The organism is Streptomyces sp. PKU-EA00015 (assembly GCF_013387495.1).
In the GTDB taxonomy this organism is placed as follows: Bacteria; Actinomycetota; Actinomycetes; order Streptomycetales; family Streptomycetaceae; genus Streptomyces.
Genome location: NZ_JABZEE010000035.1, coordinates 161,282 through 180,642, shown reverse-complemented (window position 1 = coordinate 180,642; position 19,361 = coordinate 161,282). Strand labels below are relative to the sequence as shown.

Genomic DNA, 19,361 nt, shown 5'->3' with positions numbered 1-19,361 from the left:
CGCGTTCCATCTCGACGACGGTCTGGCTGACCGGACCGCCCTCGAAGATCCGGGACGCTCCCGCGGTCAGCGAGGTGAGCCCGGACGCCACGGCCGCGAGCTGGTCGGCGCGGTCGCGCGGGAAACCTTCGGACATCGCCAGCAGAAGACCGTCGGCGGAGACCACCACCGTGTGCGACACCCCGGGGGTGTTGTCCACGAAGTTGGTGATCAACCAGTTCAGGTTCTGCGCCGCCTGGCTCATCGGACTCAACTATCGCTCCTGCTGGTGAGTGGGGCCGAGGTTGAAGCTGCCGGTCGTCGAGTTGTTCTGCTGCCGGCCCTGCTGAATACCCCGGCGCAGATTGGTCAGCCGGCCGCGTACGTCGTCGGGCGCGCGTGAGACCTGCGGACCGGAGTTGTGGTTCTGCTCCTGCGCGGTCCCCGGGACGAGGTTCGCTCGCGGGACGCGACGGGGCAGCCCCGAGGTGGTGATGCCGCCGGCCGCGGGCTTGCGCACCCGCTCGGCCTGACGCACCAGCTCGTCGTTGGGCGAGGTGCGCCAGGCGGCAGTGTTCGCCGAGGGCGCGTTGCCCGGGTTCCCCGGGTTCGGCGCGGGGGAGCGCAGCGGCATCCGCGGAGCGGAACGCTCCGGTGGCTGCGGCTGCTCGGCATGCTGACCGCCCTGCGCCCCGTGGAACCAGTTGGTCTCCAGCGTGTCGTACAGAGGCGTACGGCCGTCCCCCGGGCCGGACGCCGGAGGGAGCGCCTCGGGCTGGTGCGGAGCGGGCAGGGAGGCGGCCGGCCGTGCCGGAGGGAAGCCCTCGTCACGGCGGCGCGGGGCCGGCTGCTGCGGCGCCTGGAAGTCCGGGCGGGCGAACTGCGCGGTCTGCGCCGGGTCCTGCGGCTGCGCGCCGTTCTGGCCGCCGTACACGTCGGGGCGCACGAACTGGCCCGTGGAACCGGGACCCGCGGGCGCGTTGAAGTCGGGCCGGGCGAACTCGGCCGTGGCACCGAGGCCGCGCGAGGCGTCGTGGTCCTCGTGGCCGCGCGGCGTGTCGGCCACCGGGCGCTGCTGCGGAGTGGGGGCCTGGCCGCTGCTGCCCCAACTCGTGGTCTGCGGACGCTGCGGACGCTGCTCCTCGCGCCGTGCGGGGGAGCCGCCCGGCAGCTCGGCACGCGGTCCGCCGGTCGGCGGCAGCTGCCGGCCGCGGTCGCCCGCGCCCGGCGCACCCTGACGGAAGCCGCCCTGAGGGGCCTCGTTACGGGCGGGAGCCGGAGTGCCCTGCCCGCCACGGGCCGCGCCGAAGGCACCGCCCTGACGCTGAGGGTCGTGCGGGGACCCGTGCTGACCGCCCTGGGCCGGCCGGGGGGCACCGTCACGTCCCGGCAGTGCGGCACGGGGAGCCGAGGGGGCGCCGACCTGGCCGCGCGGAGCACCGGCACCGAGACGGCCGCCCGAGGGGGCACCGCCCGCACCGGGACCGCCGCCGAGCCCCGGACGGCTGCCGCCGGCCGGGGCGCCGGGACGGCCCGCCAGACCGGGAGCGTCGCCGGCGGGGCCCTGCGCCGCCGCGCCGGGGCCACCCGCACCGGGCTTGCCCGGGACCTTCTTGCCGCCGTGGGCGACGTCGACGGGCAGCATGACGAGCGCGGTGGTGCCGCCGGAGTCCGACGGGCGCAGCTGGATACGGATGCCGTGCCGCAGGGACAGGCGGCCGACCACGAACAGACCCATGCGGCGGGATACCGAGACGTCCACGGTGGGCGGCGAGGCCAGCCGCTCGTTGATCGCGGCGAGGTCCTCGGGGGAGAGGCCGATACCGGTGTCGTGGATCTCGACGAGGACCCGTCCGTCGGGCAGTGCGTGACCGGTGACCCGGACCTTGGTCTGCGGGGAGGAGAACGACGTCGCGTTCTCCAGCAGCTCGGCGAGCAGGTGCACGAGGTCGTTGACGACGCGGCCGGCGACCTCGGTCGCGGGGACCGCCGCCAGCTCGATGCGCTCGTACTGCTCCACCTCGGACGCGGCGGCACGCAGGACGTCGACCAGCGGGACCGGTCGCGTCCACCGGCGGCCCGGCTCCTCGCCCGCGAGGACGAGGAGGTTCTCGCCGTTCCGGCGCATACGGGTCGCGAGGTGGTCGAGCTTGAACAGCGAGGACAGCTGGTCCGGATCGGCCTCGCGGGACTCCAGCTCGGAGATGAGCGAGAGCTGACGCTGGATGAGGCCCTGGGAGCGGCGCGAGAGGTTGGTGAACATCGCGTTGACGTTGCCCCGCAGCAGGGCCTGCTCGGCGGCGAGGCGGACCGCCTCGCGGTGCACGTCGTCGAAGGCCGCGGCCACCTGGCCGATCTCGTCCCGGGAGTGGACACCGACGGACTCGACGGAGGTGTCGACGTCCTGCGGGTCGGCCTCCGACAGCTGCTTGACGAGCTCGGGCAGCCGGTCCTGGGCGACCCTCGTGGCGGTGTCCTGCAGGCGGCGCAGCGAGCGGATCATGGATCGCGCCACGACGAACGCGCCGACGAGCGAGACGCCGAGGACGACGAGGATCAGCGCACCGTTGATGATGGCGTCGCGCTGCGACTCCTCGCGCAGCTCACGGGCCTTGGTCTCCATCTGGCCGAGGAGGGTGGCCTCGATCTGCTTCATCGCGTTGACGCGGACCGAGTAGTCGTCGGTCCAGTCCAGGTGCGACCGCTCGGGCAGGCGGCTGATCTGGCCCTCGGTGTCCAGGACGCGCTTGGCGTACAGCTCGGAGGCCGCGATGGTCGGGTTGCCGTTGTCCAGCGTGGCGGTGAGCTCCTCGGCGTCGCCGCCGGTGGACTCGTAGATCGCCTTGAACGCCTTGAGCTCGGTCTCGCCGTTCTCCACGGCGGCCTTGCCGTACAGGCGGTCGTTCTCCGACAGACCGGGGGCCTTGGCGTCGTCACCGCCGGGCAGGGCGGCGGCGATGATCGCGCGCTGGATGGACGCGTACTCCTTGGCGGACGAGAACGCCGCCAGCGCACGCGTGCGCTTGATCATCTCCGGGTTGCTGGTCGCCTGCGCCATGTCCTGCGACAGGCTCAGCAGTGACTCGATGAGCCGGCTGTACGCCTCCACCGTCTGGGAGTTCGGGACGTCGCCCTCGTACGCCGTGGACCGGATCTTGTTGAGGCCGTTGACCTGGACGGCGATCTGGTTCGCGTTGGCGCGGATGCTCTCCAGCGCCTCGTCGTCGTCCGTGTTGGGGATGTTGCGGGTGGCGTCGAGGAACGCCTTCTTGACCAGGTCGGTCTGGTTGCGCGGGCCGGAGACCTTGAAGTCCGTGACGGGGGAGCCGTTGGCGAGCGGGCCGGCGGACAGGTCGCGCTCGGACTGCAGCGCCTGCGCCAGGTCGGTCGCCGCCCGGGTCATCTCCGTGAGCAGCTGCATGTGGTCCAGCTGCTTCATGTCGTCCATGGACTCCTGGATACGGAGTCCGCCCAGCGTGGTCGCCGCGACGACCGGCAGGGTGAGCAGGGAGACCAGACGCGTGCTGATGCGCCAGTTCCGCAGTGCTATTCGCGAGCCGGTGTCCGTGGGGCCCTTCCCTGTGGACGGGCCCTTGGCGCCGTCCGGGGAGGGTGCCGACGTGCCGGGGCGCGCGCCATGCTCGCCGCCGTCACCGGGCGCGGCCGGTCCCTGGTTGTGGGCGTGCTGGGGCGAGGAGCCGCGGTCGGTCCCGCCGCGCGACTCCTGTTCCGCCGCAGCTTCCCCGCGGCCCTGGCGGGCCTGGGGGGACCCCAGGCCATCCCTCTTGAAACGTCCCTGCACTAGCGTCGCAACCTCTGGACCAGGCGTCCCTCCGCTTGCACGGCGGGACGGTGTCGGCGTCTCGGGGCATCGATCGCTGCCCCATGGTGGTCGTGATTGACCGGCGCTGCTCCCCCTTTCCCGCCGCCACTCGGCGCTGCGTTGCGCCCCTTGCGCGCCGGTCTGAAACCGCGGCGGTGCGTGGAATTCCAGCACAGTGCCGGATCTCCAACAAGGGCCGCGTACCGGCCTGTGACCTCCGTGACACGGTGTAAGCGTTATGTCACAACTCGTAGAAAGCGTTCACGGAGGAAACGGACTTTATGGAATGAGTCGCTTAGGGGTGGGGGGTGTCCCAGTCGCGATGATCAGGAGCGGAATGGCGTCTTCAGTGGCGGAATGTCCGTTCCTGCAAGGAAGATCCACAGCCTGGATTGCCCGAAATGACACTCTCGTCGTGAGCAAACTCACACATAGATCAGTGCCACGCCCTGGCTTTCCGTGGGAATGGAATGTTTAGCCTGACGCTTTACAAGGACGGGCGTTCCGTCCACCGCGCTTCCCGAAGCATCCCTACTCCGACAAGGTCTGAAACCGCCGATGAAGACGACGATGATGTTCCGCAACATAGCCAACCCCCGTCGCACGACGCTCGCGCACCTCAAGGACGCGGACGAGCTGCAGACGCCGGAGCAGCCGGAGCATGCGGTCGATCTTCCCACGCAGACGGCCAACCCCCGCCGCACCATCCTCATGGACGCGCCCGCGCAGTAATACGGCCGCGGTGCCCCTCCCGTTCACCCGCGCGCCCGTTTCCTGAGGCTCGGTTCTCCCCCTGGCTTCGCCGGGGGACCCCCAGCCCCTGGGCGGGAAGCCGGACGCCAGCCTGCCCAAGCCCTTGTCGGCACGTCGGGCAGGCTCCGCCGCGTTAGCCTGGAGCGTCAGTCTCCGGTCAGCGAGCAGGGCCGGTCAGCGAGTGAGTAGTGAGGGGCGACAGCAACCCGTGCGCATCGCCAGGTTCTCCATCGACGGCAATGTCGCCTTCGGCGCGGTCGAGGAAGGCCCCGACGGCCTCCTCCTCGACATCATCAAGGGCATTCCGTACGCCGACTTCGAGCTCTCGGGCACCAAGGTGCCGCTGAGCAAGGTCAGGCTGCTGCCCCCGGTGCTCCCCAACAAGGTCGTGGCCATCGGCCGCAACTACGCGGAGCACGCGGCGGAGCTCGGCAACGAGGTCCCGGAGGTCCCCGTCGCCTTCTTCAAGCCCACCACCTCCGTGATCGGCTCCGGCGACGCCATCGAGTACCCCTCGTTCTCGAACGAGCTCCATCACGAGGCCGAGCTCGCCGTCGTCATCGGCCGCATGTGCCGCGAAGTCCCGCGCGAACGCGTCAAGGACGTGATCTTCGGCTACACCTGCGCCAACGACGTCACCGCGCGCGACGCCCAGAAGCGCGAGAAGCAGTGGGCCAGGGCCAAGGGCTTCGACACCTCCTGCCCGCTCGGCCCCTGGGTGGAGACCGACCTCGACCCCGCCGACCTGACGATCCAGTGCACGGTCAACGGCGAACAGCGCCAACTGGGGCGTACGAGCGAGATGGTCCGGTCCGTCGAGGACCTGATCGTGCACATCACCGAGGCCATGACGCTGCTCCCGGGCGACGTCGTCCTCACGGGCACCCCCGCGGGGGTCGGCCCCCTGAACGTCGGCGACGAGGTCGCCGTCACCATCGAAGGCATCGGCACTCTCACCAACAAGGTGATCAAGCGTGGCTAACGGATCCGTCCGCGTACGTTTTTGTCCGTCCCCGACCGGCAACCCCCATGTGGGCCTGGTCCGCACCGCCCTGTTCAACTGGGCCTACGCCCGGCACAACGGCGGCACCATGGTCTTCCGCATCGAGGACACCGACGCGGCCCGCGACTCCGAGGAGTCGTACAACCAGCTGCTCGACTCGCTGCGCTGGCTCGGGCTCGACTGGGACGAGGGCCCCGAAGTGGGCGGCCCCCACGGCCCCTACCGCCAGTCGCAGCGGATGGACATCTACAAGGATGTCGCCGAGAAGCTGATCGCCGGCGGTTACGCGTACCACTGCTACTGCACCGCGCTCGAACTGGAGGCGCGCCGCGACGCCGCCCGCGCCGCCGGCCGCCCGTCCGGCTACGACGGCAAGTGCCGCACGCTGACCGCCGAGCAGCGGGCCGCGTACGACGCCGAGGGCCGCGAGTCCATCGTGCGCTTCAAGATGCCCGACGAGCCGATCACCTTCACCGACCTGGTGCGCGGCGAGCTGACGTTCACGCCGGACAACGTCCCGGACTACGGCATCGTCCGCGCGAACGGCGCCCCGCTCTACACGCTCGTCAACCCCGTCGACGACGCGCTGATGGAGATCACCCACGTGCTGCGCGGCGAGGACCTGCTGTCCTCCACCCCGCGCCAGATCGCGCTGTACAAGGCCCTGATCGAGCTCGGCATCGCCAAGGAGATCCCCTCCTTCGGCCACCTGCCGTACGTCATGGGCGAGGGCAACAAGAAGCTGTCCAAGCGCGACCCGCAGGCGTCCCTCAACCTCTACCGGGAACGCGGCTTCCTCCCCGAGGGCCTGCTCAACTACCTTTCCCTGCTCGGCTGGTCCTTCTCCGCCGACCAGGACGTCTTCACCATCCCGGAGATGGTCGCGAAGTTCGACCTCGCGGACGTCAACGCCAACCCGGCCCGATTCGACCTGAAGAAGGCCGAGGCGATCAACGCCGACCACATCCGCATGCTCGACGTGAAGGCGTTCACCGAGGCGTGCGAGCCCTGGCTCCGGGCACCGCACGCCAACTGGGCGCCGGAGAACTTCGACAGGGCGAAGTGGGAGGCCATCGCGCCGCACGCGCAGACCCGTCTGACGGTCCTCTCCGACATCACCGCCAACGTCGACTTCCTCTTCCTCGACGAGCCGGTCGAGGACGAGGCGTCCTGGACCAAGGCGATGAAGGGCGACCCGGCCGCGCTGCTGACCACCGCCCGCGAGAAGCTGGAGGAGGCCGACTGGTCCAGCGCGGACTCCCTCAAGGAGGCCGTCCTGGCCGCCGGAGAGGCCCACGGCCTCAAGCTCGGCAAGGCCCAGGCCCCGGTCCGCGTCGCGGTCACCGGCCGCACGGTGGGCCTGCCGCTGTTCGAGTCCCTGGAGATCCTGGGCAAGGACCGGACGCTGGCCCGTATCGACGCGGCGCTGGCGAAGCTCGCGGCGTAACCGGTGTGCAGAAGGGGCGGTGGCCGAAGAGGCCGCTGCCCCTTCGGCGTTGTCGGAGCGCGGGACTAGTGTTCGGGGCGATCACGATCGTCTCGGCTTCCTGGGGGACCAGCATGCCCATGCCCGCGCCCGACTTCTCCTGGCACTTCACGCCCGGCAACCACTTCCAGGACATGGGATCGCTCGTCGGCACGATGTCCGTGGTCAAGGGCGGCGAACTGTGGCTGCCCACCGGCAGGGTCGTGGCCTGCGACCCCTTCGTCTCGCTGGGCACGGGCGAGTCCGAGCCGTTCACCGCCGAGGTCGCCCCGGGCCGCTACCCGGTGGAGTGCGCCGTCGCCACGCTCGCGGAGCCCGACGAGCCGCCGGCCGACGAGCCCCACCTGCGGATCGCCGCCGCCCGCCTGCTGATCAGGGACACCGAGCCGGTCACCTGGGAGATCGCCCACCAGGCAGGCCAGGATCCGGCGGAGCTGGCCGACGACGAGTTCTTCGCCTACGGCGTGGACGCGGGCACTGGCTGCTTCTACGACGCCGCCTGTGACGAGTCCTTCCCCGACTGCGTGGGCGACGAAGGGCCGCTGTGGGACGCCTTCGACGCGGGCGGCGGCGCGTACCTGGGCCCCCACACGGTCACCGCCCCCGACACCGGCCACAACCTGATCGCCTTCATGTCCGGCTGGGGCGACGGCGCCTACCCGACCTGGGTCGGCCGCGACGCCTCCGGCGAGGTCGTCTGCTTCGTGACGGACTTCTTCGTGGTCCCGGCCGAGGCCACGGCCTGAGCACCGGCTTCGGCGTATGCGAACCCCCAGCCGGGCGGCGTCGTGGCGGTACGGTCGAGACATGCCGATCCGCGCCGTCCTCTGGGACATCGATGACACGATCTTCGACTACGCGAGCGCCGACCGCGCCGGCATGCGCGAGCACCTGCGGAACGAGGGCCTGCCCGGCGGATACGACTCCGTCGAGCAGGCCCTCGTCGCATGGCGGGAGATCACCGACGTCCAGTGGGCCCGCTTCGCCGCTGGGGAGACCACATTCACGGGGCAGCGGCGCGACAGGGTCCGGCAGTTCCTCGCTGCGCCGGGGATGAGCGACGACGAGGCCGACGCCTGGTTCGGCCGGCACGTCGAGCACTACGAGGCCGCCTGGGCGCTGTTCCCCGACGCCGTGCCTGTTCTCGACCTTCTCGCTCGTGACTACCGTCACGCCGTCCTGTCGAACTCCAGCATCCACAACCAGGACCGCAAACTCCGCGTCCTCGGCGTGCGGGACCGCTTCGAGGCCGTCGTGTGCGCAGTGGAACTCGGCGTCTCCAAGCCCGAAGCCGCCGCCTTCCTCGGCGCCTGCGAGGTCATGGGCCTCGCCCCGTGCGAGGTCGCGTACGTCGGTGACCAGCCCGACATCGACGCCCGCGGCGCCGTCGAGGCGGGACTCACCGGCATCTGGCTCGACCGCGCCGGTCTCGGCGGCAGACCGGAGCTCACCCGGATCACCGGTCTCGGCCAGCTGCCCGCACTGCTGCGCGGCGATACCCGTTTTGGAGCGCCGTCCACCTTCGGGTAATGTTCTTCCTGCGCCAAGGGGAGCGGGCCGAAAGCCCGGAACCGGAAGCGCAAACCCGAACAAGATCCCCACAGGGGGTTGCGTTTTGGTGGCCTATGGTGTAATTGGCAGCACGACTGATTCTGGTTCAGTTAGTCTAGGTTCGAGTCCTGGTAGGCCAGCTCGCAGAGCTCATCTGCAAAGCCCCCGTTGTGTAGCGGCCTAGCACGCTGCCCTCTCAAGGCAGTAGCGCCGGTTCGAATCCGGTCGGGGGTACAGATCCTTCCCGCGAGATCACCTGGGTCGCACCCGGTCGCTCTCGATGCAGGATCGCTAGGGCCCCCGTTGTGTAGCGGCCTAGCACGCTGCCCTCTCAAGGCAGTAGCGCCGGTTCGAATCCGGTCGGGGGTACAGATCCTTCCCGCGAGATCACCTGGGTCGCACCCGGTCGCTCTCGATGCAGGATCGCTAGGGCCCCCGTTGTGTAGCGGCCTAGCACGCTGCCCTCTCAAGGCAGTAGCGCCGGTTCGAATCCGGTCGGGGGTACAGATCCTTCCCGCGAGATCACCTGGGTCGCACCCGGTCGCTCTCGATGCAGGATCGCTAGGGCCCCCGTTGTGTAGCGGCCTAGCACGCTGCCCTCTCAAGGCAGTAGCGCCGGTTCGAATCCGGTCGGGGGTACTGGTCTAAACCACCATGGGCTATGGTGTAATTGGCAGCACGAGTGATTCTGGTTCATTTAGTCTAGGTTCGAGTCCTGGTAGCCCAGCGGATCCAGCCCATGGATCACGATCTTGCCCCCGTTGTGTAGCGGCCTAGCACGCCGCCCTCTCAAGGCGGTAGCGCCGGTTCGAATCCGGTCGGGGGTACAAGAGCGAAGGGGTCCTCCACGAAGGTGGAGGGCCCCTTCGGCGTTTCCCGGGGTGCTAGACGATGCCGTACCGGCGGGCCGTCTCCGCCTCGAGGGCGAGCCGTCGCAGGCTCAGCAACAGCGGGTCGTACAGCACCTGCGCCGCCACCGCCATCTCCACCTGCTCGGCGCCCGCCGGGTAGTTCTCCAGCTGGTCCATGTCGCATCTGGCGATCTGCTCCATCTGGCGTGCGTACGGCAGCAGTTCGGCGGCCGAGACCGCGTACCCGAGGCTGCTCAGCGTCGCGAGCCACGTCACCAGTGCGCGGTAGACGGGGGAGAGGTCGCCGATCTCGCGCGCGCTGTCCCAGCCCAGCTCCTCCAGCAGCCGCTCGACCTCCTGCCGGGCGTCCGCCGCGGCCGCGTCGTCCACGGGTGCCTCCGGCAGCTGGGGCAGCGCCCATGTCGCCGCGCCCAGGCGCATCGTGAGTCCGAGCGATTCGTCGTCGACGTGGGCGAGCACCTCGCGGGCCGTGGCCACGGGCACGCCGCCGACCTGGATCATCGCCCGCACCAGTCGCAGCCGGCGCAGATGGTCTTCGTCGTACTCGGACTGCGTGGCGGTGACGCGCCGGCCGGGCGGCAGCAGCCGCTCGCGCAGGTAGTACTTGATCGTCGCGGTGGAGACCCCGCTCCGCTCGCTCAGTTCCGAGAGCCGCATTCCCCTTGCACCCTTCCTTGGAGAGTGTCACTATCCAATCATGGGTAGTGCCACTATCCAACAACCTTCTGGGGGTCATCATGCGCAGCAAGACGCTGCCCGGCCGTACCACGGCCGCGGCATCGGGCGACGTCGTCGTCTTCCTGATCGGCATGCGGGTCAACCACCTCTGGGCGGTGCACCGTTGGCTGCCGGTGTTGCTCGCGATGCCGATGATGCTGAGGGAGCTGGGCACCGACCGCTCGCTCGGTCTCCTCCACCACATCCTGCTGACGGGCTCGCCGCGCACGTACTGCGTCGTCCAGTACTGGGAGTCGAAGGAGAAGCTCCTCGCCTACGCGAGCGCCCCGGACAGGCGCCACCGCCCGTGGTGGGGTCGCTACAACCGGCTGGCCCGCAAAGGCGGGAGGCACGTCGGCATCTGGCACGAGACGTACCTCGTGCCGGAGGGGTCGTACGAGACCATGTACGGCGACATGCCGCCCCACGGCCTCGGCCGGGCGTACGGCACCGCCGCGCTTCGCGACGGCGTCCGGGCACAGGACCGGCTGCGCGTCTGAGGCCGGACACCGCGGAGCCTCCGTCACGTGCGGTGACGGAGGCTCCACGGAAATGCTCACACTGTCAGGGGCACCGCGTGGATCTCGTCCGCCGGGTGGCCCGTGCGCTCGTGGACGCGCTGCACGGCGTCCGCGGACGGCCCCTCCGACAGGCAGTACACGGTCCCCGACTCCGGATCCGCCCACGCCTGCTTGAAGTGCACGCCCTCCTCGCCCTCGAGCGCGAGATCCGCGCGGTGTGCCTCCATGAGCTGGTCGCTCGTGATGCCCTTCATCCCGTGGTGTACGTCCATGAACTCGGCCATGGTCCTGCACCTCCGTCGCTCGGCAGGTATTTCCATGCTGCACCCGGCACGCCCCGCAAACACCTCCGGCCGGCCCCTGCGGCGTTGAAGGGGCCGGCCGGAGGTGGACGCAAGGGAGATCAGCCGGAGCGGCGCAGCGCCTCGCTCAGACGCGCGGCGGCGTCGATGACGGCCTGGGCGTGCATACGCCCGGGGTGGCGGGTCAGGCGCTCGATGGGGCCGGAGACCGACACGGCGGCCACCACGCGGTTCGACGGGCCCCGTACGGGAGCGGAGACAGAGGCCACGCCCGGCTCGCGCTCGCCGATCGACTGGGCCCAGCCCCGGCGCCGTACGCCCGACAGGGCCGTCGCCGTGAAGCGCGCGCCCTGCAGCCCGCGGTGCAGCCGCTCGGGCTCCTCCCAGGCCATCAGGATCTGCGCCGAGGAGCCGGCCTTCATCGTGAGCGTGGAGCCGACGGGCACGGTGTCCCGCAGTCCGGACAGCCGCTCGGCCGCCGCCACGCAGATGCGCATGTCTCCCTGCCGGCGGTAGAGCTGGGCGCTCTCGCCGGTCACGTCGCGCAGGTGCGTGAGCACAGGTCCGGCCGTTGCCAGCAGCCGGTCCTCTCCGGCGGCGGCGGCGAGCTCCGCCAGCCGCGGTCCGAGGATGAACCGGCCCTGCATGTCCCTCGCCACCATACGGTGGTGTTCCAATGCCACGGCCAGGCGATGGGCCGTGGGTCGTGCGAGTCCCGTGGCCGCGACCAGACCCGCGAGGGTGGCCGGACCGGACTCCAGGGCGCTCAAGACAAGGGCCGCCTTGTCGAGAACACCGACGCCGCTAGAGTTGTCCATGCAACGATACTCACGTCTCACTCTGTGAAACGCAAGTTCAATTTTCCATGGAACTTGTCACGCTGTAGTGGCGGCCCGCGGACCAACGGGCATTGCACAAGATCTCTAGTTGTGTCGGCGGCACAGCCGGCCGGAGGGAAAGCGATGGGTAGGACACTCGCGGAGAAGGTCTGGGACGACCATGTCGTCCGGCGCGCCGAAGGCGAGCCCGACCTCCTCTTCATCGATCTGCACCTGCTGCACGAGGTGACCAGCCCCCAGGCCTTCGACGGTCTGCGGAAGAGCGGTCGCCGGGTGCGGCGGCTCGACCTCACCATCGCCACCGAGGACCACAACACCCCGACCCTCGACATCGACAAGCCGATCGCCGACCCGGTCTCCCGCGCACAGCTGGAGACCCTGCGGAAGAACGCGGCGGAGTTCGGTGTCCGGCTGCACCCGCTCGGCGACGTCGAGCAGGGCGTCGTGCACGTCGTCGGCCCGCAGCTGGGTCTGACCCAGCCCGGCACCACGGTCGTCTGCGGTGACTCGCACACCTCCACCCACGGCGCTTTCGGCGCGCTGGCCTTCGGTATCGGCACCTCCCAGGTGGAGCACGTGCTGGCCACCCAGACCCTGCCGATGGCCCGCCCCAAGACCATGGCCATCACGATCGAGGGCGAGCTGCCCGACGGCGTCACCGCCAAGGACCTGATCCTGGCCATCATCGCCAAGATCGGCACCGGCGGCGGCCAGGGCTACGTCATCGAGTACCGCGGCTCCGCCATCGAGAAACTCTCGATGGAGGCCCGGATGACCATCTGCAACATGTCGATCGAGGCCGGCGCCCGGGCGGGCATGATCGCCCCGGACCGGACCACGTTCGACTACCTGCAGGGCCGCGACCACGCCCCCAAGGGCGAGGACTGGGACGCCGCCGTCGCGTACTGGAAGACGCTGCGCACGGACGACGACGCCGTCTTCGACGCCGAGGTGTTCATCGACGCCGCCGAACTGGCCCCGTTCGTCACCTGGGGCACCAACCCCGGCCAGGGCGCGCCCCTGTCGGCGAACGTCCCCGACCCGGCTTCGTACGAGGACGCTTCGGAGCGCCTGGCGGCCGAAAAGGCCCTGGAATACATGGGGTTGACCGCCGGACAGCCGCTGCGCGACATCAAGGTCGACACCGTCTTCGTAGGCTCGTGCACCAACGGCCGTATCGAGGACCTGCGCTCGGCCGCCGAGATCCTGGACGGCCGCAAAGTCGCAGACGGCGTACGGATGCTGGTCGTCCCGGGCTCCGTGCGGGTCGCCCTGCAGGCGGTCGAGGAGGGCCTGGACAAGGTCTTCACCGCCGCGGGGGCCGAATGGCGCCACGCGGGGTGCTCCATGTGCCTGGGCATGAACCCCGACCAGCTGGCTCCGGGCGAGCGTTCCGCGTCCACCTCCAACCGCAACTTCGAGGGCAGGCAGGGCAAGGGCGGCCGTACGCACCTGGTCTCGCCGCAGGTCGCCGCCGCCACCGCGGTGCTCGGCCATCTGGCCTCCCCGGCCGACCTGTCCGACGCCGTCGTCTCTACGCCCGCGGGGGTCTGAGGAACCATGGAAGCTTTCACCACGCACACCGGCCGCGCCGTTCCGCTGCGCCGCAGCAACGTCGACACCGACCAGATCATCCCCGCGCACTGGCTGAAGAAGGTCACCCGCGACGGGTTCGAGGACGGCCTGTTCGAGGCCTGGCGCAAGGACCCCGAGTTCGTGCTCAACCGGCCGGAGCGCAGCGGCGCCACGGTCCTGGTCGCCGGCCCCGACTTCGGCACCGGCTCCTCGCGCGAGCACGCCGTGTGGGCCCTGCAGAACTACGGCTTCAAGACCGTCATCTCGTCCCGCTTCGCCGACATCTTCCGCGGCAACTCCCTCAAGAACGGTCTGCTGACCGTCGTGATCGACCAGGAGACCGTGGACGCGCTCTGGGCGCTGACCGAGGCGGACCCCACCGTGGAGATCACGGTGGACCTGGAGCAGCGAAAGGTCCTCGCGCCGGGAATCGACGCCGACTTCGAGCTCGACGAGAACGCCCGCTGGCGACTGCTGAACGGCCTCGACGACATCAGCCTCACCCTTCAGAACGAAGCGGACATCGCGGCGTACGAGGCGGGCCGACCGTCCTTCAAACCCCGTACGATTGACGCCTGAGCAGCGCTTTTCCCGATCTGCGCCCTCCACCGCCCGGTGGGGGGCGCAGTCGCATGTTGAGACCCCATCGGGCGACAACTCGCCCCAGATGGCACAATCGGTGCATGGAACGTGACAGCCAACTCGAGCTCTACGAGGCGGTCGCGGCCCGATTGAAGGAAGCGCACACAAGAGTGCGCGCACTGCAAGTCCCGGAGGGCGTAAGGATGGCGCTGTCCCGGAAGCTGCTGGTCGTCACGGCAGCGGCGAAGCACGATCTCCCGGACGCGGCAAGGCGTCTGGACCGGTTGATGAAGGACCTCGACGAGGGCCGATTCCCTGAAGGTGACTGACCTCAGAACTCCGCCGAGGTCGACTTCGTTGCGGCACTAGGGTGATTAGCCCGTTTCGTGTTTGATTTGCGGTATATATCTGCCTAACGTGCGAAAAAGCCTGGACGCAATCGTTCCGGCCAAATGTCTCCGAAGGGGAAGACGTGAACAAGGCGCAGCTCGTAGAAGCGATTGCCGACAAGCTCGGCGGCCGCCAGCAGGCCGCTGACGCTGTCGACGCGGTGCTTGACGCGATCGTCCGCGCAACAGTCGCCGGAGACCGGGTTTCGGTCACCGGCTTCGGCTCGTTCGAGAAGGTCGACCGTCCCGCCCGTTACGCCCGCAACCCGCAGACGGGTGAGCGGGTGCGGGTCAAGAAGACGTCCGTCCCGCGGTTCCGCGCGGGCCAGGGCTTCAAGGACCTGGTCAGCGGCACGAAGAAGCTCCCCAAGGGAGGCGAGGTCTCCGTCAAGAAGGCCCCCAAGGGCAGCCTCTCCGGCGGTGCCCCGACCCGTACGACCGCCAAGGCCGCGGCCAAGAAGGCCACCGCCAAGAAGGCCACGGCGAAGAAGACGACTGCGAAGAAGACCACCCCGGCCGCCAAGAAGACCACGGCGAAGAAGACGACCGCGAAGAAGACCACCCCGGCCGCCAAGAAGACCACGGCGAAGAAGACGACCGCGAAGAAGACCACCCCGGCCGCCAAGAAGACCACGGCGGCAGCCAAGAAGGCCGCACCGGCGAAGACCACGGCCAAGAAGGCGGCGGCGAAGAAGACCGCTCCCGCCAAGAAGGCCACCGCCAAGAAGGCGCCCGCCAAGAAGGCCACCGCCAAGAAGGCGCCCGCCAAGAAGGCGACGGCGCGCAAGACCACCGCCAAGAAGACCACCGCCCGCAAGAAGTAGGCGGAAGCAAGCGGTACGAGGTCACACAGGGCCACTCACGCGCCGGGCCGGTCTCCCCCTGGGGAGACCGGCCCGCGGCGTGTGCGCGCCCGGCGTCAGAACGTCTGCAGCGTCACCAGGGTGATGCGGCGGGCGTCGCCCTCTCCCTCGGTCTCGATCCGCACCCGCTGGCCGGGGCGCAGCAGCCGCAGGCCGCCCGCGTCGAAGGCGGCGGTGTCGAACTCCACCGGGGTGCCGTCGTCGAGCAGCACACTCCCGCTGCGGGTCTCGGGGTCGTACATGTACGAGGTCGCCTGCATGCGCCCAGCCTACGGGGGCCGGGAGCCGCCCCGCGGATCAGGGCGGGCAGCGGCTAGAGGCTGTCCGGCGCGGGTGCGCCCGTCATGAGCCGCCGGCTGGTCCGAGGGCCGACCCCGAGCGCCAGCGCCACCGACAGATCCGTCGCCGTGTCCACGTCGCGGCGCACGGAATCGACACCGCCGACGAGGATTTCCGCGGCGCCGGATGCCAAATGCCGACGGCGTGAAGGGCCGCCGAATGCCGGACGCAATTCCACTCCCGGCAACGCGCTGAGCAATGTCGTACCGATTCCGGCGGCATCCGCCAGAAATGCCCGGGTAAATACCGAAGCCGCGCTCAGTACCCGGGCCAATTCGCGTGGCCGCAATGCCGGAAGATCGGCGTTGAGCGCGGCGATGGCCGCCCCCGGGCGTCGCGCGCGCACCGAGTGCGCGCCGTGTGCCAGTGCCGCGTTGAGGCCCGCCGCGGGCGCGTCCGGCACTGTCCGCGCCCCGAGCGCCGCCAGCGACGCCGCGGCCGCCGGGTCGTCCGTGACGACCACCACATCGCGCACCGCCGTGCAGGCCAGCGCCGCGGCCACGGTGTCCTGGGCGAAGGCCAGGGCGAGCCGTGGCCGCAGCACGTCGTCCGCGGCTTCCGCCAGCCTGCTCTTGGCGAGGGCCAGGGGCTTCAGCGGGACGATCAAGGACCACAGGAGGGTCGGCTTCGTGTCCGTGGCGGGCTCTCCGTCCGTGCGCGTCGGGGCCCCATTGTCGCCCGGGACGGCCAAGGGCCCGAGGGCCGGGTGCGGGGGGCGAGGCGTACCGTGTCCTCGACAGACCAGGGGCCTGGGGCGAGACTTGACCCCCAGCAGCCAGGCAGTAGCCCGGTCGTAGAGGAAGGTGTCCGAGTGTCCCGCCGTAGAATCGGCTTCTGGTACCGCCTGGCGGCGGTCATCGCCAAGCCGCCGCTGTTGCTTCTGTTCAAGCGGGACTGGCGGGGAATGGAACACATTCCGGCCGAGGGCGGATTCATCACCGCCATCAATCACAACTCGTATCTCGACATGTTCTCCTACGGGCACTTCCAGTACAACACCGGACGAGTGCCCCGCTTCCTGGCCAAGGCGGCGCTCTTCAAGGCGCCCGGCGTCGGGCTGATGCTGCGCGGGACGGGCCAGATCCCCGTCTTCCGCGAGTCCTCGAACGCGGTGGGCGCCTTCCGTGCCGCCGTCGACGCGGTACAGCGCGGCGAATGCGTGGCCTTCTACCCCGAGGGCACGCTCACCCGCGAGCCCGGCCAGTGGCCGATGACCGCGAAGACGGGAGTGGCCCGCGCCGCCCTGCAGACCAAGGCGCCGGTCATCCCGGTCGCCCAGTGGGGCGCCAACTTGGCGATGCCGCCGTACGCCAAGGAGAACAAGGTCCGCCTCTTCCCGCGCAAGACGCTCCAGGTGCTGGCCGGCCCGCCCGTCGATCTCACGCGTTTCTACGGCCAGGACCCCACGCCCGAGGTGCTCAGGGCCGCGACAGAGGAGATCATGGCCGCGATCACCGCGCTCCTGGAGGAGATCCGCGGTGAGAAGGCGCCCGAGAAGCCGTACGATCTGCGCGAAGCGCGTGCCGAGCAGCGCCGCAAGACCGCCGGGGAGGAAGTGAAGTGACCCAGCCCGTCAAGGCAGCCGTCTTCGGAACGGGCTCGTGGGGCACCGCGTTCGGCATGGTCCTCGCCGACGCGGGGTGCGACGTCACCCTCTGGGGCCGCCGCGCCGAACTCGCCGACGCCGTCAACACCACCCGCACCAACCCGGACTACCTGCCCGGCATCGAGCTCCCGGTGAACCTGCGGGCGACCACGGATGCGGCCGAGGCCCTGCGCGGCGCCGACTTCACCGTCCTCGCCGTCCCCTCCCAGACGCTGCGCGGCAACCTCGCCGCCTGGGCCCCCGAACTGGCCCCGGACACCGTCCTCGTCTCGCTGATGAAGGGCGTCGAACTCGGCACCGCGAAGCGGATGAGCGAGGTCATCGAGGAGGTGGCCGGGGTGCCCGCCGACCGCGTCGCCGTGGTCACCGGCCCCAACCTGGCCAAGGAGATCGCCTCCCGCATGCCGGCCGCCGCCGTGGTCGCCTGCCGCGACGAGGCCGTGGCCCGGCGGCTGCAGTCCGCCTGCCACACGCCCTACTTCCGCCCGTACACCAACACGGACGTCGTCGGCTGCGAACTGGGCGGCGCCGTCAAGAACGTCATCGGGCTCGCCGTCGGCATCGCCGACGGCATGGGACTCGGCGACAACGCCAAGGGATCGCTGATCACCCGCGGCCTCGCCGAGACCACCCGCCTCGGCCTGGCCATGGGCGCCGACCCGCTCACCTTCTCCGGACTCGCGGGCCTCGGCGACCTCGTCGCCACCTGCTCCTCGCCCCTGTCGCGGAACCACACCTTCGGCACCAACCTCGGCCGCGGCATGACGCTCCAGGAGACGATCGCCGTCACCAAGCAGACCGCGGAGGGCGTCAAGTCCTGCGAGTCGGTTCTCGATCTGGCACGCCGGCACGATGTCGACATGCCGATCACGGAGACGGTCGTCGGGATCGTCCACGAGGGGAAGCCGCCGGTTGTCGCGCTCAAGGAACTCATGTCCCGCGCCGCCAAGCCCGAGCGGCGCTGACGCGTCACGGACCAGCGGGTAGTCTCATCGCGATATGAGCACCGAGAACCTCCCCCAGAGCCCCGAGCAGCAGCTCCGCAAGCCGCGCGTAGCCGTCGTCTTCGGCGGCCGCAGCTCCGAACACGGGATCTCCGTGGTCACCGCGGGCGCGGTGCTGCGGGCCATCGACCGCACCAAGTACGACGTGCTGCCGATCGGCATCACCAGCGACGGCCGGTGGGCTCTGACCGCCGACGAGCCGGAGCGGATGGCGATCATCGAACGCCGTACCCCCAGCGTCGACGAGCTGGCCGAGTCCGACGAGGGCGGCGTGGTGCTCTCGGTCGACCCCGGCAGCCGTGAGGTCGTCTACAGCGAACCGGGCTCCGTGCCCAAGGTGCTCGGCGAGGTCGATGTGGTCTTCCCGATGCTGCACGGCCCGTACGGCGAGGACGGCACGCTGCAGGGTCTCCTCGAGCTCTCCGGCGTCCCGTACGTCGGCTCGGGCGTGCTCGCCTCGGCGGTCGGCCAGGACAAGGAGTACATGAAGCGCGTCTTCATCTCCTTCGGCCTGCCCGTCGGTCCCTACGAGGTGATCCGCCCGCGTGAGTGGGCGGCCGACCCGTCCGCGGCCCGCAAGAAGATCGTGGACTTCGCGGGCGAGCACGGCTGGCCGCTGTTCATCAAGCCCGCACGCGGCGGTTCCTCGATGGGCATCACCAAGGTCGACGGCCTCGCCGGACTCGACGACGCGATCGCCGAGGCGCAGCGCCACGACCCCAAGATCCTGGTGGAGTCGCTGCTGCGGGGGCGCGAGATCGAGTGCGGCGTCCTCGAATTCGAGGACGGCCCGCGCGCCAGCGTGCCCGCCGAGATCCCGCCGGTCTCGTCGCACGACTTCTACGACTTCGAGGCCAAGTACATCGACTCGGCGGCCGGCCTGGTGCCCGCGCCGCTGACCGACGAGCAGACGGCCGAGGTGCAGAGGCTGGCGGTCAAGGCGTTCGACGCCGTCTCCTGCGAGGGCCTCGTACGCGCGGACTTCTTCCTCACCGAGGACGGCGAGTTCGTCATCAACGAGATCAACACCATGCCGGGCTTCACCCCGATCTCCATGTACCCGCGGATGTGGCAGGAGAGCGGCGTGACGTACACCGAGCTGGTGGACCGGCTCATCCAGGCGGCGCTGAACCGTTCCACCGGACTGCGGTAGTTCC

Annotated in this window: 20 protein-coding genes and 7 tRNA genes; 20 read left to right on the top strand and 7 right to left on the bottom strand. The window is 70.1% G+C overall.

Annotated features, from left to right (window positions below):
* Positions 1-244 (bottom strand): roadblock/LC7 domain-containing protein (locus tag HW130_RS22370; RefSeq protein ID WP_177151451.1); only part of this gene is annotated, 244 nt, incomplete at its 3' end.
* 9 nt (positions 245-253) lie between these two features.
* Complete coding sequence (locus HW130_RS22365) at positions 254-3,781, bottom strand: nitrate- and nitrite sensing domain-containing protein (RefSeq protein WP_177151444.1); 3,528 nt, start codon at positions 3,779-3,781, stop codon at positions 254-256.
* Between the two features lie 579 nt (positions 3,782-4,360).
* Here HW130_RS22365 and HW130_RS22360 point away from each other — a divergent pair.
* From HW130_RS22360 to HW130_RS22305, 12 genes are all read left to right on the top strand, one after another.
* Positions 4,361-4,534 carry a hypothetical protein gene (locus HW130_RS22360; RefSeq protein ID WP_177151443.1) on the top strand — a complete coding sequence of 58 codons (174 nt, stop codon included), beginning with the start codon at positions 4,361-4,363 and terminating at the stop codon, positions 4,532-4,534.
* A gap of 229 nt (positions 4,535-4,763) precedes the next feature.
* Complete coding sequence (locus HW130_RS22355; protein WP_177151442.1) at positions 4,764-5,537, top strand: fumarylacetoacetate hydrolase family protein; 774 nt, start codon at positions 4,764-4,766, stop codon at positions 5,535-5,537.
* On the top strand, positions 5,530-7,005 hold the full coding sequence (gltX, locus tag HW130_RS22350; RefSeq protein ID WP_177151441.1) for a glutamate--tRNA ligase: 1,476 nt from the start codon (positions 5,530-5,532) through the stop codon (positions 7,003-7,005). Before HW130_RS22355 ends, gltX begins: the two co-directional genes overlap by 8 nt.
* Before the next feature lie 113 nt (positions 7,006-7,118).
* Entirely contained in the window at positions 7,119-7,790 is a 672-nt protein-coding gene (locus tag HW130_RS22345; protein WP_177151440.1) for a DUF4241 domain-containing protein, read from the top strand.
* 61 nt (positions 7,791-7,851) lie between these two features.
* Positions 7,852-8,574 (top strand): HAD family hydrolase, encoded by a 723-nt coding sequence (locus HW130_RS22340; protein WP_177151439.1) that lies wholly within the window; start codon positions 7,852-7,854, stop codon positions 8,572-8,574.
* Between the two features lie 89 nt (positions 8,575-8,663).
* Positions 8,664-8,735, top strand: a tRNA-Gln gene (locus HW130_RS22335).
* A 21-nt stretch (positions 8,736-8,756) separates the two neighbouring features.
* Positions 8,757-8,829 (top strand) — tRNA-Glu (locus HW130_RS22330).
* A 62-nt stretch (positions 8,830-8,891) separates the two neighbouring features.
* Positions 8,892-8,964, top strand: a tRNA-Glu gene (locus HW130_RS22325).
* 62 nt (positions 8,965-9,026) lie between these two features.
* Positions 9,027-9,099, top strand: a tRNA-Glu gene (locus HW130_RS22320).
* Between the two features lie 62 nt (positions 9,100-9,161).
* Positions 9,162-9,234 (top strand) — tRNA-Glu (locus HW130_RS22315).
* Positions 9,235-9,250: 16 nt separating this feature from the next.
* A tRNA-Gln gene (locus HW130_RS22310) sits at positions 9,251-9,322 on the top strand.
* A gap of 27 nt (positions 9,323-9,349) precedes the next feature.
* Positions 9,350-9,422, top strand: a tRNA-Glu gene (locus HW130_RS22305).
* Between the two features lie 57 nt (positions 9,423-9,479).
* On the opposite strand, the gene HW130_RS22300 is transcribed toward HW130_RS22305, so the two are convergent.
* A complete protein-coding gene (locus tag HW130_RS22300) occupies positions 9,480-10,124 on the bottom strand; it encodes a MerR family transcriptional regulator (protein ID WP_177151438.1) in 645 nt (214 codons plus the stop codon).
* 80 nt (positions 10,125-10,204) lie between these two features.
* On the opposite strand from HW130_RS22300, the gene HW130_RS22295 reads away from it, so the two are divergent.
* Complete coding sequence (locus HW130_RS22295; protein WP_177151437.1) at positions 10,205-10,684, top strand: DUF4188 domain-containing protein; 480 nt, start codon at positions 10,205-10,207, stop codon at positions 10,682-10,684.
* A gap of 56 nt (positions 10,685-10,740) precedes the next feature.
* On the opposite strand, the gene HW130_RS22290 is transcribed toward HW130_RS22295, so the two are convergent.
* Together HW130_RS22290 and ndgR are read right to left on the bottom strand one after the other, a co-directional pair.
* The gene (locus HW130_RS22290; RefSeq protein ID WP_177151436.1) at positions 10,741-10,989 is read right to left on the bottom strand and encodes an SCO4226 family nickel-binding protein; all 249 of its coding nucleotides are present in this window, start codon (positions 10,987-10,989) and stop codon (positions 10,741-10,743) included.
* Positions 10,990-11,108: 119 nt separating this feature from the next.
* Complete coding sequence (ndgR, locus tag HW130_RS22285) at positions 11,109-11,825, bottom strand: IclR family transcriptional regulator NdgR (RefSeq protein ID WP_026278050.1); 717 nt, start codon at positions 11,823-11,825, stop codon at positions 11,109-11,111.
* 144 nt (positions 11,826-11,969) lie between these two features.
* On the opposite strand from ndgR, the gene leuC reads away from it, so the two are divergent.
* The 4 genes from leuC (at position 11,970) to HW130_RS22265 (ending at position 15,216) form a co-directional block, all read left to right on the top strand.
* On the top strand, positions 11,970-13,400 hold the full coding sequence (gene leuC, locus HW130_RS22280; RefSeq protein ID WP_177151435.1) for a 3-isopropylmalate dehydratase large subunit: 1,431 nt from the start codon (positions 11,970-11,972) through the stop codon (positions 13,398-13,400).
* Between the two features lie 6 nt (positions 13,401-13,406).
* A complete protein-coding gene (gene leuD / locus HW130_RS22275; protein WP_177151434.1) occupies positions 13,407-14,000 on the top strand; it encodes a 3-isopropylmalate dehydratase small subunit in 594 nt (197 codons plus the stop codon).
* 104 nt (positions 14,001-14,104) lie between these two features.
* Positions 14,105-14,332: a hypothetical protein gene (locus HW130_RS22270; protein ID WP_142213448.1), complete on the top strand. Its 228-nt coding sequence runs from the start codon at positions 14,105-14,107 to the stop codon at positions 14,330-14,332.
* A gap of 143 nt (positions 14,333-14,475) precedes the next feature.
* Positions 14,476-15,216: an HU family DNA-binding protein gene (locus HW130_RS22265; protein ID WP_177151433.1), complete on the top strand. Its 741-nt coding sequence runs from the start codon at positions 14,476-14,478 to the stop codon at positions 15,214-15,216.
* A gap of 95 nt (positions 15,217-15,311) precedes the next feature.
* On the opposite strand, the gene HW130_RS22260 is transcribed toward HW130_RS22265, so the two are convergent.
* Positions 15,312-15,515, bottom strand: a complete 204-nt coding sequence (locus HW130_RS22260) for a hypothetical protein (RefSeq protein WP_177151432.1) — start codon at positions 15,513-15,515, stop codon at positions 15,312-15,314.
* 53 nt (positions 15,516-15,568) lie between these two features.
* The gene (cofC, locus tag HW130_RS22255) at positions 15,569-16,201 is read right to left on the bottom strand and encodes a 2-phospho-L-lactate guanylyltransferase (protein WP_375256568.1); all 633 of its coding nucleotides are present in this window, start codon (positions 16,199-16,201) and stop codon (positions 15,569-15,571) included.
* 204 nt (positions 16,202-16,405) lie between these two features.
* Here cofC and HW130_RS22250 point away from each other — a divergent pair, with 204 nt between their 5' ends.
* The 3 genes from HW130_RS22250 to HW130_RS22240 are packed head-to-tail and all read left to right on the top strand — an operon-like array spanning position 16,406 to position 19,357.
* Positions 16,406-17,158, top strand: a complete 753-nt coding sequence (locus tag HW130_RS22250) for a 1-acyl-sn-glycerol-3-phosphate acyltransferase (protein WP_177151430.1) — start codon at positions 16,406-16,408, stop codon at positions 17,156-17,158.
* Positions 17,155-18,165, top strand: a complete 1,011-nt coding sequence (locus tag HW130_RS22245) for an NAD(P)H-dependent glycerol-3-phosphate dehydrogenase (protein WP_177151429.1) — start codon at positions 17,155-17,157, stop codon at positions 18,163-18,165. The genes HW130_RS22250 and HW130_RS22245 overlap by 4 nt, the downstream gene beginning before the upstream one ends.
* Positions 18,166-18,199: 34 nt before the next feature.
* Complete coding sequence (locus tag HW130_RS22240; protein ID WP_177151428.1) at positions 18,200-19,357, top strand: D-alanine--D-alanine ligase family protein; 1,158 nt, start codon at positions 18,200-18,202, stop codon at positions 19,355-19,357.
* Positions 19,358-19,361: the final 4 nt, after the last annotated feature.